This window comes from Clostridium puniceum, assembly GCF_002006345.1.
In the GTDB taxonomy this organism is placed as follows: Bacteria; Bacillota; Clostridia; order Clostridiales; family Clostridiaceae; genus Clostridium; species Clostridium puniceum.
Genome location: NZ_LZZM01000175.1, coordinates 26,073 through 43,123, shown reverse-complemented (window position 1 = coordinate 43,123; position 17,051 = coordinate 26,073). Strand labels below are relative to the sequence as shown.

General features: G+C 28.6%; 10 protein-coding genes. 7 read left to right on the top strand and 3 right to left on the bottom strand.

Annotation, left to right across the window (positions count from 1 at the left end; all coding sequences use genetic code 11):
• Positions 1-295 precede the first annotated feature (295 nt).
• From CLPUN_RS13990 to CLPUN_RS13980, 3 genes are all read left to right on the top strand, one after another.
• Positions 296-2,062 carry an ABC transporter ATP-binding protein gene (locus CLPUN_RS13990; RefSeq protein ID WP_077847874.1) on the top strand — a complete coding sequence of 589 codons (1,767 nt, stop codon included), beginning with the start codon at positions 296-298 and terminating at the stop codon, positions 2,060-2,062.
• The gene (locus CLPUN_RS13985) at positions 2,055-3,761 is read left to right on the top strand and encodes an ABC transporter ATP-binding protein (protein WP_077847873.1); all 1,707 of its coding nucleotides are present in this window, start codon (positions 2,055-2,057) and stop codon (positions 3,759-3,761) included. The genes CLPUN_RS13990 and CLPUN_RS13985 overlap by 8 nt, the downstream gene beginning before the upstream one ends.
• A gap of 492 nt (positions 3,762-4,253) precedes the next feature.
• Positions 4,254-6,512, top strand: a complete 2,259-nt coding sequence (locus CLPUN_RS13980; RefSeq protein ID WP_077847872.1) for a glycogen/starch/alpha-glucan phosphorylase — start codon at positions 4,254-4,256, stop codon at positions 6,510-6,512.
• Between the two features lie 230 nt (positions 6,513-6,742).
• Here CLPUN_RS13980 and CLPUN_RS13975 read toward each other — a convergent pair whose 3' ends face one another.
• Complete coding sequence (locus CLPUN_RS13975) at positions 6,743-7,435, bottom strand: helix-turn-helix transcriptional regulator (RefSeq protein WP_242954134.1); 693 nt, start codon at positions 7,433-7,435, stop codon at positions 6,743-6,745.
• A 593-nt stretch (positions 7,436-8,028) separates the two neighbouring features.
• On the opposite strand from CLPUN_RS13975, the gene CLPUN_RS13970 reads away from it, so the two are divergent.
• From CLPUN_RS13970 to CLPUN_RS13955, 4 genes are all read left to right on the top strand, one after another.
• A complete protein-coding gene (locus CLPUN_RS13970; protein WP_077847871.1) occupies positions 8,029-8,790 on the top strand; it encodes a formate/nitrite transporter family protein in 762 nt (253 codons plus the stop codon).
• Positions 8,791-9,100: 310 nt separating this feature from the next.
• The gene (gene rbr / locus CLPUN_RS13965; protein ID WP_077847870.1) at positions 9,101-9,688 is read left to right on the top strand and encodes a rubrerythrin; all 588 of its coding nucleotides are present in this window, start codon (positions 9,101-9,103) and stop codon (positions 9,686-9,688) included.
• A 335-nt stretch (positions 9,689-10,023) separates the two neighbouring features.
• Positions 10,024-12,438 carry a histidine kinase gene (locus CLPUN_RS13960; RefSeq protein WP_077847869.1) on the top strand — a complete coding sequence of 805 codons (2,415 nt, stop codon included), beginning with the start codon at positions 10,024-10,026 and terminating at the stop codon, positions 12,436-12,438.
• The gene (locus CLPUN_RS13955; protein ID WP_077847868.1) at positions 12,431-14,020 is read left to right on the top strand and encodes a response regulator; all 1,590 of its coding nucleotides are present in this window, start codon (positions 12,431-12,433) and stop codon (positions 14,018-14,020) included. The genes CLPUN_RS13960 and CLPUN_RS13955 overlap by 8 nt, the downstream gene beginning before the upstream one ends.
• 127 nt (positions 14,021-14,147) lie before the next feature.
• Here CLPUN_RS13955 and CLPUN_RS13950 read toward each other — a convergent pair whose 3' ends face one another.
• Positions 14,148-15,503 carry an aldehyde dehydrogenase family protein gene (locus tag CLPUN_RS13950; protein ID WP_077847867.1) on the bottom strand — a complete coding sequence of 452 codons (1,356 nt, stop codon included), beginning with the start codon at positions 15,501-15,503 and terminating at the stop codon, positions 14,148-14,150.
• On the bottom strand, positions 15,503-16,636 hold the full coding sequence (locus CLPUN_RS13945) for a LuxE/PaaK family acyltransferase (RefSeq protein WP_077847866.1): 1,134 nt from the start codon (positions 16,634-16,636) through the stop codon (positions 15,503-15,505). Before CLPUN_RS13945 ends, CLPUN_RS13950 begins: the two co-directional genes overlap by 1 nt.
• Positions 16,637-17,051: the final 415 nt, after the last annotated feature.

Genomic DNA, 17,051 nt, shown 5'->3' with positions numbered 1-17,051 from the left:
TTTTACAAATAATTATTAGCAATGTAAAGGTCATATAACCTTTTTTATTGAACTTTGACAATAGTAATGAATATCATTATCATTTAAAATGCCTATAAAATAAAGATATTTGAAGTTAATGGGAGTATTTTAACATTTTTTATATGGATTTTCAACAAAAATGGGGAAAGTATTTTTAAATTAATTCTTTATAAGAAAGGAAATTTGTTAAAAGAAAGTTTAACTAATTGTACTGTAGAAAAGAGTATTGTTTCAAAACAGTATAAAACCTATTTAATGAAAGGATGTGTTATATATGAAAAAAGAGGGGAAAAATTCATTAGGGCTGTTATTTAAATGGGCTGGTAAAGATAAATATTATTTAATTGCATCTATAATTTGTTCACTTATCAGTGGATTATCTATTATGATTCCATATTTAGCTGCATATAAAGTTATTGAGACCGTATATAATGGGAGCTATACAAGAGAAATTATCCTAGAGAGTGGAGGAATTATTGCAGCAGCTATTTTTATACGTTACTTTTTGCTTGGAGTATCTATAGCTTTGTCACACAAAGGAGCATATAATTCGTTATTTAAAGTTCGTTGTATGGTAATTGATCATATGGCTAAGGTGCCACTAGGAAATTTAAGTGAAAGAAGTACAGGAGAAATTAAGAAGGTATTAAACGAAGATATTGAAAAACTGGAACTTTTTCTTGCTCATCATTTGCCAGAGCTTATTATGTATGCTAGCGGACCAGTGGTAGTATTTATTTATCTTTGCAGTATTAATTGGATATTGGCATTGGTCTCTTTAGTTCCAATCCCCTTTGCTTTTCTTTGTCAGTATATTATGTTTAGAGGGCAAGATAAATTAATGGCTGACATGAATCGTTCTATGGGAAATCTTAATGCAACTATGATTGAATATATTACTGGAATGAAGCTGATTAAAGCCTATAATATGGGAAGCCACTCATTTAAGAAGTATTCAGAGGCTATTGATGATCAGTATAATGTTTGGAAAAAAGCATCTTTAAAAATGGGACCTCCCTTTGCAGCTTATGTAATTGTTATAGAGTGTGCTTTAGTTTTGCTTGTGCCAATTGGAGGCTTTATGGCGTTACAGGGTCATTTATTAGCTAGTATATTTATTTTGTTTATATATGTAGGTTCCTTTTATCTAACTGAACTTCGTCCTTTGCTAGAATTAGGCTCAAATTTCTCACAGGTTTTAAATGGCATTCACAAGATAGAGGAAATATTAGACATTCCAGCCTTTGAAAATGGAAGTAAGGAGTTTCCTAAAAATCATGCTATACAGATGTGTAATGTAAGTTTCTCTTATGATGGAAAGAATGATGTGCTAAAAGATTTAAACTTAAGTATTAAAGATGGAGAAAAGATAGCATTAGTCGGATATTCTGGCGCAGGGAAGAGTACTATCGTAGAACTTATTGCTAGATTTTATGACATAAGCAGAGGAGAAATCTTAATTGGCAAAAGGAATATTAAAGAAATTGATTATGAAACACTTTTAGAAAATGTGTCCATAGTGTTCCAAAAAACATTTTTAAGTAAGGGAAGTGTTCTAGAAAATATACGCATGGGTAGTAATGCAACCTTAGAACAGGTTCGAAAAGCTGCTAAACAGGCACAAATTGATGATTTTATTATGACACTACCTGATAAATACAATACTCTTGTGGGCAGTTACGGTTCGAGATTTTCAGGAGGAGAGAAGCAACGTATTGCAATTGCAAGAGCTATTTTTAAAAATGCTCCTATTTTGATTTTAGATGAGGCTACATCTGCAGCGGATCCAGAAAATCAGGTAGAAATTGACAGAGCTATAGCTAATCTTTGCAAAGGCAAAACTGTTATTATTGTGGCACATAGATTAAGTGTAGTAGCTAAATGTGATAGAGTAGCAGTAATAGAAAATCATAGAATTGCAACTATAGGTACCCATGAAGAAGTTTTGAAAAACAGCAGATATTACAAAAATGCGTGGCAGGACTATAATCAGGCTCATAATATTTCATACTATAACATTGGAGGTGCTTTGATTGAATAATAAGATCTTGAAAAAAACAAGTAAATTCTATATTTCAATGACTTTGAATGTAATAGAAGGATTGCTTTCAGGCTTTAATTTTACAGTACTATATTTAATAATTAAAGCGTTGGTAGAAAATTCTTTATCAGAAGAATTGTTATTTCGTTTAAGTGGTATGCTTGTTCTAATTTTTATTGTCAGATTAGTTATTTACAGTATTGCATATACTGAGGGACATATTGCAGGAGCAGAAGTAACAAAGAGAATACGTATTTTTTTAGGAGATAAGATTAAGAAAATATCCTTATCTGGCTTTACTAAAGTAAAGACTGGTGAATATATAAATGTGGTTACTGGTGCTGTAAATAATTATGAAAATATTTTAACTCATAAATTGGGTGATATTATAAAAAATATATCTCTTATGTCTATGCTTATATTATTTGTAACTGTTGTATATTTACCAGCAGGCTTGATTTTATTTTTAGCAGCTTTGCTTTTAATACCAGCTTTGTGGCTTTCTTTTATGAAGGTTAAAAAGTTTGGTGAGCAGAAGAATAATATTTTGGTTCAAGCTGTAAGTGATATGGTGGAATATATCACAGGAATTCAAACTTTCCGAGCATATGGCTTAGGAGGCATGAAAAATGAAACTGTTACTGCTTCCATGAAGAATTTTAGCGATATAAGTTATTGGTATGAATCGAAGATTATTCCAGCTGCTGTGGTCTTTAATATAATTGTTGGTTTTTCTATTCCAGCAGTAATCTTTATAGCAGGCACAGATTGGATCAATAAAAGTTTGGATACAGCTACCTTCATTATGCTGATTATGCTACCAATTATTGTTTGTAAACTTTGGGGAACTTTGTTTACTGATTTTACCTCTTATAAAAATATGGTGATTTCTAGGCGTGCAATTGAAAGTGTAGTCAATGCAGAGGAAGAAAGTAACCAAGCTACTCCTTTTGAACCTAAGAGTTATGAAATATGCTTTAAAAGTGTTATTTTCTCTTATGACGAAAAGGAACCTGTGCTAAATGGAGTGAATTTTACAGCAGAAAATGAAAAACTTACAGCTATTGTAGGTGATTCGGGATCAGGAAAATCCACAATTTTAAGCCTGATTTCTAAATATTATGAACCACAAGAGGGGGCTGTTGAAATTGGCGGAATATCCATTAAAGACATATCGGCAGAAAAAGTATTAAGTCAAATTTCAATGGTAGAACAAGATATATTTTTATTTAATGACACAATTAAAAATAATATTAGGTATGCACGTCCATCTGCTAGTGATGAGGAAATTATAGAAGCCTGTAAACTGGCAAATTGTCATCAATTTATTAAAAAAATGGAGCAGGGATATGATACAAGTGTAGGTGAAAACGGAAATCAGCTTTCAGGGGGAGAAAGGCAAAGGATTTCTATTGCAAGAGCAATTCTTAAGGATAGCCCTATACTACTTTTAGATGAAGCAACAGCTTCTTTGGATATAGAAAATGAACTAGCTGTTAAAAATGCAATTCGCAATCTTTTAACAAATAAGAAAACTGTTATTATGATAGCTCACAGCCTTTCTATAATACAAAATGCAGATAAAATTCTTGTAGTATCTGATGGAAAAGTTATAGAACAAGGCAACCATGAAGATTTAATAGAAAAACAGGGTAAGTATAGTGATATGTGGTGTGCAGAGGAAAAGTTATTAGCATAGATGTGGAGAAGAGCATAAATATAATTAGGTAATGTTCTAGATTTTCTATTTTCCTATTTAAATTCAAATGATTTTCAATAGATTACCAATTTTGAATTTAGAAACAATTGAATAATAAATTATATAAAACTAAGTATTTTCAACAAATTAGAAATGCTTAGTTTTTTACAATTTGGAGAAAACGATTTTTTACATATACTTTTCTTGCGGCGTGAATTAAATAATTTAAGAGATCTCTCAAGGAGCAAATTAGTCAAACTAAAAAATATTTAGGTGTTATTTTGTAGAAGAATTAAAATTTCAAAATATATAGTTTAAATTAAGTAGAACTAAGAACATGAAAAATAAATTTAAAAATAGAAAATTCACATGATAAATATACAAAAAAGTTAATGAATGTACAAAATAATCTAAGTTAAATTGATATAATAATCGTAAATTGAAGTCAATATTTAGTGAGATATAAATAATTTAAAGGTGGGGAAATTTATTATGATAGAAAAGAATTTAGATCAGATTTTAAAGAAAAGGTTTAACACAGCTATTGGTAAAGCTAACAATGAAGAAATTTATTTAGCATTATTAGAATTAACTAAGGGAACAATTAGGGAAAAAGGAACTAACAAAGGCAATAAGAAATTATATTACATTTCTGCTGAATTTTTAATTGGTAAGTTATTATCTAACAACTTAATTAACTTAGGACTTTATGAAGAAGTTAAAGCTGTACTTGATAAAAATGGAAAGAGTTTACTTGAAATTGAAGAGGTTGAATTAGAACCTTCTTTAGGTAATGGTGGTCTTGGAAGATTAGCATCATGTTTCATTGATTCTATTGCAACTTTAGGTTTAAATGGAGATGGAGTAGGCTTAAATTATCATTTTGGTTTATTTAAGCAAGTTTTTGAAGAACATAAGCAAAAAACTACTAAAAATCCATGGATTACAAGTGAAAGCTGGTTAAATAAATCTGACATTAAATTTGAAGTGCCATTTGGTGGATTCACAGTTACATCTACTTTATTCGATATAGATGTAACAGGATATGATAAGTCATCAAACAAACTTAGATTATTTGATATTGATACTATAGATGAGTCTTTAGTTAAAGATGGTATAAACTTTGACAAAGAAAATATAAAGAAAAACTTAACCTTATTTTTATATCCAGATGATAGTGATGAAGCTGGGCATTTATTAAGAATATATCAACAATATTTTATGGTGAGTAATGCAGCGCAATTAATTTTACTTGAAGCAGAAGAAAATGGACATGATCTTCATAAGTTAAATGAGCATGTAGTAATTCAAATAAATGATACACATCCATCAATGGTTATTCCTGAATTAATTAGACTACTCGGTGAAAAAGGAATTAGAATGGAAGAAGCTATTGAAATTGTAAGCAAGACTTGTGCTTATACTAACCATACAATACTCGCAGAAGCTTTAGAAAAATGGCCAATAGATTATCTGCAAAAGGCTGTACCTCAATTATTACCGATAATTAGAGAATTAGATAATAGGGTAAAGAAAGAATTCAAGGATGAAAAAGTAGCTATTATAGATAAAGAAAAGCGTGTACACATGGCTCATATGGATATTCATTATGGCTTTAGTGTAAATGGAGTTGCAGCACTTCATACTGAAATTTTAAAAGGTGAAGAATTAAAGCCATTCTATGATATTTATCCAGAAAAATTCAACAATAAGACAAATGGTATAACCTTTAGAAGATGGTTATTGCATTGTAATAATGAATTAGCTGATTATATTACTGAGCTTATTGGTGAGGATTTTAAGAAGGATGCTGCTAAGTTAGAAGATTTAGCTAAGTATTTAGAAGATGAGACTGTATTAAATAAACTTGGTGAAATTAAGAAAAAAAATAAAGTTGTATTAAAAAATTATTTAAAGGAAACTCAAAATATAGAAATTGATGAAAATTCTATCTTTGATATTCAAATTAAAAGACTTCATGAATATAAGAGACAACAAATGAATGTACTTTATATAATAAATAAATATTTAGAAATTAAGAAGGGGAAAAAGCCAGCTACACCAATTACTATGATATTTGGAGCTAAGGCTGCACCAGCTTATATAATTGCTCAAGATATTATACATGCTATCCTTTGCTTACAAGAAATCATAAATAATGATCCTGAAGTTAATAAGTATTTAAAAGTTGTTATGGTTGAAAATTATAATGTAACTAAGGCTTCAAAGTTAATACCCGCTTGTGATATTTCAGAACAAATTTCTCTTGCATCTAAGGAAGCCAGTGGTACTGGTAATATGAAGTTCATGCTAAATGGTGCATTAACGCTTGGAACAGATGATGGTGCCAATGTTGAAATACATGAATTAGTTGGAGATAACAACATCTATATCTTTGGTGAATCTAGTGAAGAAGTTATTGAACACTATAAGAAGGCAGATTATGTTTCTAAGAAATTCTATAAGAAAGCTTCAATTGGAAAGTTAGTAGACTTTTTAGTAAGTGATGAAATGGTTAAGGTTGGAGATGAGGAAAATCTTACAAGACTTCATAAGGAATTAGTAACCAAAGACTGGTTCATGACTTTACTTGATATTGAAGATTATATTAAGACTAAGGATATAGTATTTAAAGACTATGAAGACAGACAAGCTTGGAATAAGAAAGTTTTAGTAAATATAAGTAAAGCTGGTTTCTTTTCTTCAGACCGTACAATTGCACAATATAATAAAGATATTTGGAAACTATAATTTAAATAGCAAAATTAACCAATAAATACGTAACGAAATTGAATTAAACTTTTGCTCATATTAAAGTTCCAATTAAAATTAAATGCCATGCATAATGGAGAGCTAGAAATCTCTTTATATGCATGGTTTTCATTATACTCTAGCATTTTGAAATACTGTGGAGATTCGAAAGCTAAAATACTCTCTTACAGTAGCTTTAATTTAGAAGAGAATTATATAGTAAGTTGAACTTAGCCAAAGTTTGTATTTCTATATTCAGAAGGAGAAATTCCAGTAAAAGCTTTAAAAACCTTATGAAAATGGCTTTGGTCATGGAAGCCTAAGGTGATGGCTATTTCTAAAATGCTGGTATTTGTAGTAACTAGGAGCACCTTAGCTCTGTCTATTCTTATTTTTTTCGCATATTTCATAATAGTTATTCCCATATGTTTTTTAAAACAATCAGATATATACCCTTCTGATAGATTAACTTCATTAGCTAATTTATGTAAAGAAATCTGACTTTCTATATTAAGATGAAGATGTTTTAAAATTCTGTTTATAACAAAGTTATCTTTCACCTCAACATCATTAATTAATAAATTAATATAAGTATCTATCATACTTAATTCAAGGTCTTGAAGTTCTTTTAGAGTATTTAAAGTTGGAATCAACGTATAAAATTTGTTGTATATTGGATGGAGGTATCTTGTTAGAATTCCATTCTTAACTATTTCTCTAGTGTACATGGCGTTCCAAATAATTAGATTATTCCTTTTATCCTGGATAGATATATTTTCAGATATTTCTTCTAAATGCTTTTCTTTAATTATTTCTATAATTTGTGGTTTTGCTCTAAGTTCAATAAGAAAAGAAATATCATTGCTGAAGAGATTAGAATCCGATTTAAAAGGATGATAATTTTCTATAATTGAATTATCCAAAATAAATTCCTCCTTTAATTAATATATATCAAAAAGAAAGTAAAGATTAGATACATTTTGTACCAATACATATGTTAGTTAATGTTGATAGTTGAAATTTTGATTCAATAAAGTCATATTATATACCTAATATAATATGATTATACATTATGTATATACATATTATATTAGATATATACAACTAAAATCAAATTTATTTATTATGATTACAATAGAAACTCAATAGAAAACTAGAAAACAATAAAAATAAGTAGTACATAAATAAGTACAATAATGTCTAAAAGGAATGAAGGTTTATAATATATATTTAATGAATGTTAAAATATAATAATAAAATTATGAAGTAATAATTGAATAAATAATAAAGTAACGTTTATGATTTTAAATAAAGTGACGTTACTTTATTTTTGTTGTATAATGAAATTGGAATTCAGTTGAAAATGAGTATCAATACTGAGAAGGAATGATTTATTTGTTAAATTTACAACTTGTTGTAAAGATTATATAGATTTAAAAATACAAAATAATAAGTGATAAGCAGCTTTGGTATTAAATTTAAGCATATGAAAAGTGGAAGAGATGGAGGAAAGAAGATGTATAAAAAAGACATTGATACGATAAGTAATTTGGGAAAAAATAAATATAAGAATGCAGAGGAAACACCAGTAAAGTATATAGGTAGGGCGATTATTACAGGTTTTTATATAATGTTAGCAATAATACTTTCATATTCAACTGGAGCAATTATAAATCCTCATTATAAAGAGTTTGCAAAATTATTAGTAGCAGGAACTTTTTCTGTAGCATTGGCTTTAGTTGTATTCTTAAAGGGAGAATTATTTACTAGTAATAATTTAGTTATGTGTGTAGGAATGTATACGAAAAAAGTTAATATTAAAGCGGTAATGAAAGTTTGGATATATAGCTATATAGGAAATTTTATAGGGGCAGTTATAATAGCATATTTATTTGTTAAAAGTGGAGCAACTTTAGAACCAATGAAAGCTTATCTTGAACCAATAGTAAATGCAAAATTAGAATTACCAGTACATCAGTTGATTTTAAGAGGTGTATTATGTAACTTTATGGTGTGTTTAGGTTATTTATCAACTATAAAGATGGAAACGGAAATTGGGAAGCTTGCAATGTTATTTTTCTGTGTTTTTGCTTTTATAATTGCAGGTTTTGAACATAGTATAGCTAACATGGGCATATTCTCCATAGCTCATTTTGCAATAGGTGACTTTCCTATAATATTAATTTTAAGAAATTTATTATGGGTATCCTTGGGGAATATTATAGGTGGAGGAATATTACTGGGATTACCATCAGTAATCATAAGCATTGAAGAATAATAATTGCCTTAGGAAGTAGAATTTTCTGATGTTTGTTCTACTTTAGTATAAATTTTTTTATTGAACCTAAAAATATAATAATAGCAGATAAATATCAAAAAAATTGCTTCATCGACATTTATTACTGGAGGGAAGATAAATAATGATGTAGATAAATATCCCATATGGTATTATAATTTTAATTGAGGGTTTATATATAAATTCTAATTAATTTGCTACAGTAAAACTATATACAGCAATAAAAGTATAGGTAGTTTATTTATTAGAATATATATTTAAATAAATATTAATACTTTTGGGAGGCAGAGATATGAAAAGTTTAAAGGGAAGTAAAACAGCTGAAAACCTAATGAAATCTTTTGCGGGTGAGTGCCAAGCTCGAACTAGGTACACATATTATTCAAGCATTGCTAAAAAAGAAGGATTTGTACAAATATCAAATATATTCATGGAAACTGCAGAGCAGGAAAAAGAGCATGCAAAGAGATTTTATAAATTCCTTAAGGAAGATTACATTGATGAACCAATAGAAATCAACGCATCTTATCCCGTTTCATTTCACCAAGAAACATTAAAGAATTTACTTGCAGCAGCAGCGGGTGAAAATGAAGAATGGACAGATTTATATCCAACATTTGCGGATATTGCAGAGAAAGAAGGATATCCAGAGGTTGCCTTCATTTATAGAAAAATAAGTGAAGTAGAAAAACATCATGAAGAAAGATATAAAAAACTTGCTGAAAATATCCAAGCTGGAACAGTATTTAAGAAAGATGAAGGAACCCTTTGGAAGTGTCTTAATTGTGGTTATATATATGAAGGGGCAGAAGCTCCAGCAGCATGTCCAGCATGTGCGCATCCACAAGCATATTTTGAAGTTTTGGTAGAAAATTATTAATAGTTAGTATATCTAAAATTAATAAAGTGTTATGAATAATTTGTTTTATACAAATTTATTTTTATAACACTTTATTTTTGTACAAGTAATTAAATAAAACTTTAGTAATAAAAAGTAGCTCTAAACTTAAAATTTAGAGCACTTTGCAATTAATTAGTTAAAATTCACAGGTATCTAAAGAAAATACAATAATATTTATTATAATTCTTAATTTTGATTTTATGTTCTAAATGTGATAAAATAATCTATTATTTGAATAAAATGTAAATACGTTGTGTAAAGTTGTTTTTTTATTTGCTAATTTATATATAAATTAAAAAGGAAAGGAATTAAACATGCTTGAATCTAAGAGATGCATAGATAAAAAAATGTCTAAATATCAAGATCAGCTAAAAAAGCCATTGAAATTAGGTTTTCTAAGTATTCACGGAAGAGATGAATGTTGCAGCCAAATGATGAAGGGAGTATTTGAGGGCGCAAAAGCATATAATGCCAACATAATTAGATTTGCTTATAACACTAATGAAAGCGATATGAGAAAAGCTCCTTTTGAGCTGACAAAGATTCTTGAATTGTATAGCAAGCTTAAACTGGATGGACTTATTTTCCTAGGGTGGTTACCAGATACAGAAGAGCAGGTGCTCCAAAGTTTTTCGAAACAAACAGGCCATTTTCCAATATTAAGTTTGGGGAAGGTATACAAAAATCTACCTAACGTGTATATGGATGGTGGAAAATATTTAAAGGAGCTGTTAATTCATTTGTCAAAAGTTCATGGATATAGAAATATAGCTTTTATATCACCATTGACTTATGATGACAGAATCGAAATTTATATGAATACTATAAAAGAATTGGGCATATTTAAGCCTGATCTGTATATAGATACTGACATTTTATGTGCTTCGGATTTTGAAACGAGAGCAGAAGAAGCGCTAAATATATTGATTAATGTGAGGAAGCAAAAGTTCGATGCTATTGTTTCTATGTATAATGATGAAGCTTTAGCTCTTGTTCATAAACTGCAAAAGAGAGGAATGTCTATTCCAAAGGATGTGGCCGTAACAAGTTATGACGATTTTGAAGCCGGAAAATTTAATTCCCCATCCCTTACTACAATTTATTATCCTTATTGGGAAATTGGATATACTGGCTGCAAAAAACTTATAGAACTTATTACAACTGGATATACTGATTTTTCAACAGAGGTTCCTGCAAGAGTAATATATCGTGACTCTTGCGGATGTACAAAAACTTTTTCTGATTATTTCCACTATGATGTTTCAGACAGTAATGAATTGACGGGAAGGTTAGATAAAGAGCGAGTTGAAGCATTTGCTTTAGAACTTAAAAAATATTATTCTTATCTTCACATTGACATAAAACCATTACTAAATTTATTGTTAGAAAGTTATAAAGAGCAGGCTACAGAAAATTTCTTTATTACGCTGAAACAGCGATTGAATAATGTAATGGAAAGACTTCTTTATCCGAGTAATTTTGAAGATTTACTAAATATTATTCACTCAATGAGAGAGTTCATTTTATTCTGGCATTCAAGTGATGTGAATGCTTTAGATTGGTTTCAAAATATATTCTATAAGGTACATACACTAGTTTCGGAAAAATTAATATTGTTAATGGGCCAGCGGGAAGTGATATCCAACAGATTGAATCAGGAATTGTATGCCACCGGCAAATTATTGATCACAACTTTTGATATACCAAAGGTATTTGATATTTTATCAGCTAATCTCCCTAAATTAGATATATCCAGCTGTTATATTTTTTTATTCAATGATGAAGATTACTTTTATGAAAATTGCACTTTAGCATTTGAATATAGTAAAAAGACAAAACTAGATATAATACAAACAAATTTTCTTCTTGAATATATGGATAAGCTTATAATTGAGAAAAAATATATTTTATCACAGTTATTATGTATTGGGGAAGATTTAAGTGGTGTGGTATTATTTGAGCTTGGACCAATGGATGAGAGAATTTACAATTTGTTATCTGTTTATTTAAGTTCTGCCCTTAATGGTTCAATGCTATTAGATAATCTGAAGATGTCAAAGAAGGATTCGGAGTTAAATGCTCTCCAAGCTCAGATAAATCCACATTTCTTATATAATACTCTTGAAATCTTATACTGGGAAGCAGCTGTAGCGGAACAAAAAAATATTAGTGAAATGTTGCTTAATCTTTCTAGGCTTTTTAGATTAATGCTTAATAAAGGGAAAAGCTTTACACTAATATCAAGAGAAAAAGAACTTATTCAATGTTATTTAAATCTTCAAAAGATGCGTTTTGATGCTAAATTAAATTTTAAAGTAGAACTTGATAATAATATTCTAAATTATATGATTCCGAAATTGACACTTCAACCGTTTATAGAGAATGCTATTGTTCATGGGCTAGAAGGTAAGACTGATGGTGGAAATGTAAAAATAACAGGAAAATTAATAGATAAAAAGATTAAATTTAAAATTATTGATGATGGAATAGGCATGAGCAGTGAAACTATAAATAAGATAATAGACAATGAAGATAAAAGTTCCATAGATAAGCCATCATTACTAGAAGGTTATGCTATAAAAAATGTTGTAGAAAGAATGAAGTTTTACTTTAAGAATGAATATTCATTGGAATTTTATAGTGAGATAGGAAAAGGAACTACTGTTGAAATAGTTATTCCGGCAGAAGAATTTAGAGTTGTTAGAGGGGAGCATAATTTCAATGTTTAAACTTCTATTAGTTGAGGATGAAGAAAAAATAAGGAAGAGCATTAAAAACGTAATTGATTGGAAGGCTTTGGAGGTTGAGATATGTGGGGAAGCCTCCAATGGTTATGAAGCATTAAAATTAGCTTCTACAGAAACTCCAGATATTGTTCTTACAGATATAAAGATGCCTATAATGGACGGACTTCAATTAATAGAAAAGCTAAATAAAGAATTTCCTCGGATAAAGTTTATAATTATGAGTGGATATGATGATTTTGACTATATTCAGAGAGCTATAAAATTAGGGGTATTTGATTACCTTTTAAAACCAAGCGGTGCAAAGGAAATTCAGAATGTTGTCGAGAAAGCAAAAAGACATCTTTTGGAGGAAAGAGAAAGGGAAATTAATTTACAGAATCTAATTAATCAGTCTAAGGAGAATATTTTTCTAATGAAGGAGAAATATTTAAATAAGCTTATTATATCGAAAGGAAGGCAAACTGAAATTTCAGGAGAAAAGCTTGAATTATATAATATTAATTTTAGAAAACCATTTGTAACTGTAGTGTTAATAAGAATTATAGATTTGCATTGTATAAATGATAGTAGTGATATTGAGCTGATAAAACTTTCAGTGAAAAATATAATTGAAAAAAAATTGTTGCGAAATTATAACTGTGAGGTATTTGAGAATTTAGATGATATAGTGATAATAATAAATACAAGAAATCTAGTAGAAAAAGGTAATCTTTTAACTATATTTAAAGACATAAAGGAAACTTTCGAAAGACAATTTAATCATGGTATATGTTTTGGTATTGGGAGAAGCTATGAAAACTTAAGGAATATACGTTTATCTTATGATGAGGCTGTAAATGATATGGAAGAAAAACTTTTGTTAAGTAATGATTTTATAGAACTATATCAAGAGATTTTAGAAGAAGATATGTTTACTAATATCTATATTCTGGAGAAAGAAATATTAAGCTGTATAAAATCAGGTAGTAAAGAAATGTTAGTTACTAAGTTTAATCAATACTTCAACATATTAAACGAAGCTTGTATATCAAAGGATGTCGTAATAAAGTCAGTACTTGGACTTATATTTTCCTTATATCAACTTTGTATAGAGAGAAATATTAATATAGATGAAATATTTGGTATAAACTGTCCAATATTAAATGAAATGCAAAAACCTATGAGTATGAATAGGAGAAAAGAAATACTTATAGATATATCAAAAAAAATATATATAAGTATTGTCAGTCAGAAGAGTATAGGCAAAATTTTAAAGAATGCCATAGAGTTTATTGAATGCAACTATTATAAGGATTTAAGTCGCAAAATTGTAGCTCAGGAAGTATACATAACTCCAAGCTATCTGAGTTTTCTATTTAAGAAAGAAATGAATACAAGCTTCATTGATTATCTTCATAGTATAAGAATAGAAAGAGCATGTGAACTTTTGAAGGATATAAAATATAAGACTTATGATGTGGCGGTAAGGGTAGGGTACAGTGATGAAAAATATTTTTTCAAGGTTTTCAAGAAATACAAGGGAATTACTCCCATGCAGTATAGAAACAACTTTTTAAATACTTAATTAAGAGGTAAATCTAATGTGTAAGAAAAAAACTCTATTCATGGCTGCATATCCTAAATAGAGTTTTTAATTCACAAATCTAAATTGATTATTTAAATTCATAGTTTATTTTTTCTAATATCAATAATTATAGTTGACTGCTAACCACATAAGTCATTTCATTTAAATTATAAATTCCATCATGAGATGTTCCAGGACGATGCAATGGCATTTCACCAGGTTTAGTTACTATACTAACTCCTAATAAAGTCATTTTCTCAATAAATTGTTGATCATTGCCACTATATCCCATAGTTTGTAAATATTCTTTCAGATTATTTTCTACATAGTTATAAACTTCATCACTACTTTCATATGGACAAACAAATATAAATCTGTTAAAACATCTATCAATATCTTCTTTATCTGGCATTTTGTCATTAAATATAATAGTGTAGTCTGAATTATACGATGAATAAATCTCAACTTTCTGATTTTTCTTTATTCCATACTTTAACAAACAATACTGTCTATCTTGTATTATCTTCATAGAAGTCCAGGGATTTAAATAGGTCTTAGGAATAATTTCTGTTACCCTTTTTAATTCTTCTCCAATAGCTTTAGTAAGAAGTTTAGTATTAACTTTATTATTTACAAATACAATTCTAGGTGATAAACATGCTTTTTGTTCCCAACAAACGATATCTTTTGCAATCTCCTGGGCAGTACTATTGATATTTTCTGTATCATCTATTACTTCAAAACTAATTTTAGCCCCATGCATTATTAAATGAGCATTATACCTAGCGCAAAGTTCTGCTATTACTCTACCTGAATGTTCTCCACCCCAATGAATAACACAATCAGAATTTTTAACAATAGTTTCATAAATGCTTGATTTTTCACTATTAAAATACATAACTGATAATCTATCCTTTATAGTAGGATCAATTTCGCATAAACTGTTGTAAAATGCATAAGCAAAATATGGTTCATCACCAGAAACCTTAATTAAGTTACAATTTTTAGATATCAATCCCATTGCCATACTCATAGGAATTACTACAAATGCATTGCCAGAAACATTATGAAACATTAAGCCTCTTGGCTGTCTATGAACTTTCCCATAATTTGTATCAATCCATTTATCCAATATATCGTAATTCCCTAATTCATCTTCTATTATTGTCTTCATATTTTCTTTTAAAAGTGCGTGCATTGTACTTTCTAACTCATAAGTTACAAGTTCTTTACTTTGATTTAGAATATGAGATAAAATTTCAATATGTTTCCTTGAATAATCTCTATTCAACCATAATCTTCCACACTTATCTAGAAGTTCAAGTGTATCATTAACAGGTATTTCATGAACTTTACTTGTATTTGTTTTAAGCCGTTTTAATTCATTTACTATTTCATCTTCTTCAGCACATATAAGTTCAAGATTAATATCATTTATATTCTTTAATAAGGCACTACTTCCACAAGTATATTCAATTTTCATTATTTTTCACTCCTTACATTAAGTGTAGCACCGCAACCTTTTGCCTCAGCGCCTCTAACTCTTCCAATAATCTTTATTGTCATAAGCTTTGTTTTGCATTCTGGACATTCAGATATAGAAACTATTTCTCCAATATCATCAACTAACACAGAAGCTCCTGCAAATGTAGTTGTTCCATATGCATTTAACATTTGAATAAAACCTCTATCCCCTGGGCTATAAAGAGGTTTCAATGTTTTTATATCTCTAATAATCATTCTTCCCCATTCTGGAACATGAAATAGATAATCTTTATATTCTTTGGAATAATGCCCTGTTATAGAAAAAGTATTTTCAGTAAATGAATAAGAATCAATAAAATTGTCTTCTGGAATTCCAAGAAAATTTGAAAGATTCTCAACAAAATCTTGCCTTTTTATACTTGTTCCTATACTTACTGTTCCTTTTTTTCCATCCCAGCCTCCACCAAAAGTATTAACCAGCGCGTTTTTTCCTAAATTTAACGGCTTCATTGTTTTTTGTAGAATATTTATTGCATCGAAAAGTAAAGGTGTTGAACCGCATATTGAAATATTATTTTCTAATCCATTATGAGTTTCTAAAAATAATTTAAACTTGTCCATATCAACTATTAAATTATCTTCATCTGGTTTTACAAGAAAAATGCTATTGTCTTTAAGATCTGAAACATCTAAAATATTTCCAATATATGATTCTGTACTTTTACCATATACTACTTTACTTTTATACTCTCTCATGACTTTTGGTTCTGGAAAAAACACACAAGCTTGGTTGCTAAACGATTTATATGTTTTTTTATTAAGATCGTCAAGCTCCTTAATTTTCATAATATCGCACTTTCGTCTTCCAACCATACTTGGATCTCCGCTCGTACTACTTGATAGAGTCCATTTATCAATAACGTCTAAAGGTACTCTTAACAAATTAGTAAACATTTCAGCTGACTTTTTGAATAATGTTGTAGCAATGAAAGGAACTTTTTCTATATCTGCTTCTGAATTTAAATTAATACTGGGATTAAAACCTTGACTATCACACAGGAATTTGTAAGCCTGACATTCGAAATATTGCTTAATCAAATTGTCTTTAAAATCTTGAAAAAAATTGTTCATAATGCATACCTCCAATATAACTTTAATTTTTATACTCATCAGTATACTTATATCACTATTGGTATTTTTTCTCAAAACAAATTTTCGTCCAAAAATAGCTTTATTATTTCATTTTTGGAAATAAAATTATAGTTATCACCCTCAAGCGAAACTTTTTGTATTATATGTTTTTTTTAAAAATGTGTTATAATGTTTACTTTTTTCTCATAAGGCAATCGTAAAATGTTTAAAAAAAATATGTTAAGTATTGTTAAGAATTATGATTAATAAAATTTACTTAAGAAATATTGATAAATTCTCCACAAGATAATTTAACTGTAGTATATATAGAGGCTTGTAAATAAAGCAAAATTAATTAATATACTTTATATATGATTTTTAGAATACATTTTATAGATTGTAATCAATCAAAGTG

Excerpts from the sequence above, each read along its gene's own strand:
- CLPUN_RS13945 (WP_077847866.1), bottom strand. The coding sequence starts at position 16,636 with ATGAACAATTTTTTTCAAGATTTTAAAGACAATTTGATTAAGCAATAT.
- CLPUN_RS13950 (WP_077847867.1), bottom strand. The coding sequence starts at position 15,503 with ATGAAAATTGAATATACTTGTGGAAGTAGTGCCTTATTAAAGAATATA.
- CLPUN_RS13955 (WP_077847868.1), top strand. The coding sequence starts at position 12,431 with ATGTTTAAACTTCTATTAGTTGAGGATGAAGAAAAAATAAGGAAGAGC.
- CLPUN_RS13960 (WP_077847869.1), top strand. The coding sequence starts at position 10,024 with ATGCTTGAATCTAAGAGATGCATAGATAAAAAAATGTCTAAATATCAA.
- CLPUN_RS13990 (WP_077847874.1), top strand. The coding sequence starts at position 296 with ATGAAAAAAGAGGGGAAAAATTCATTAGGGCTGTTATTTAAATGGGCT.
- rbr (WP_077847870.1), top strand. The coding sequence starts at position 9,101 with ATGAAAAGTTTAAAGGGAAGTAAAACAGCTGAAAACCTAATGAAATCT.
- CLPUN_RS13970 (WP_077847871.1), top strand. The coding sequence starts at position 8,029 with ATGTATAAAAAAGACATTGATACGATAAGTAATTTGGGAAAAAATAAA.
- CLPUN_RS13980 (WP_077847872.1), top strand. The coding sequence starts at position 4,254 with ATGATAGAAAAGAATTTAGATCAGATTTTAAAGAAAAGGTTTAACACA.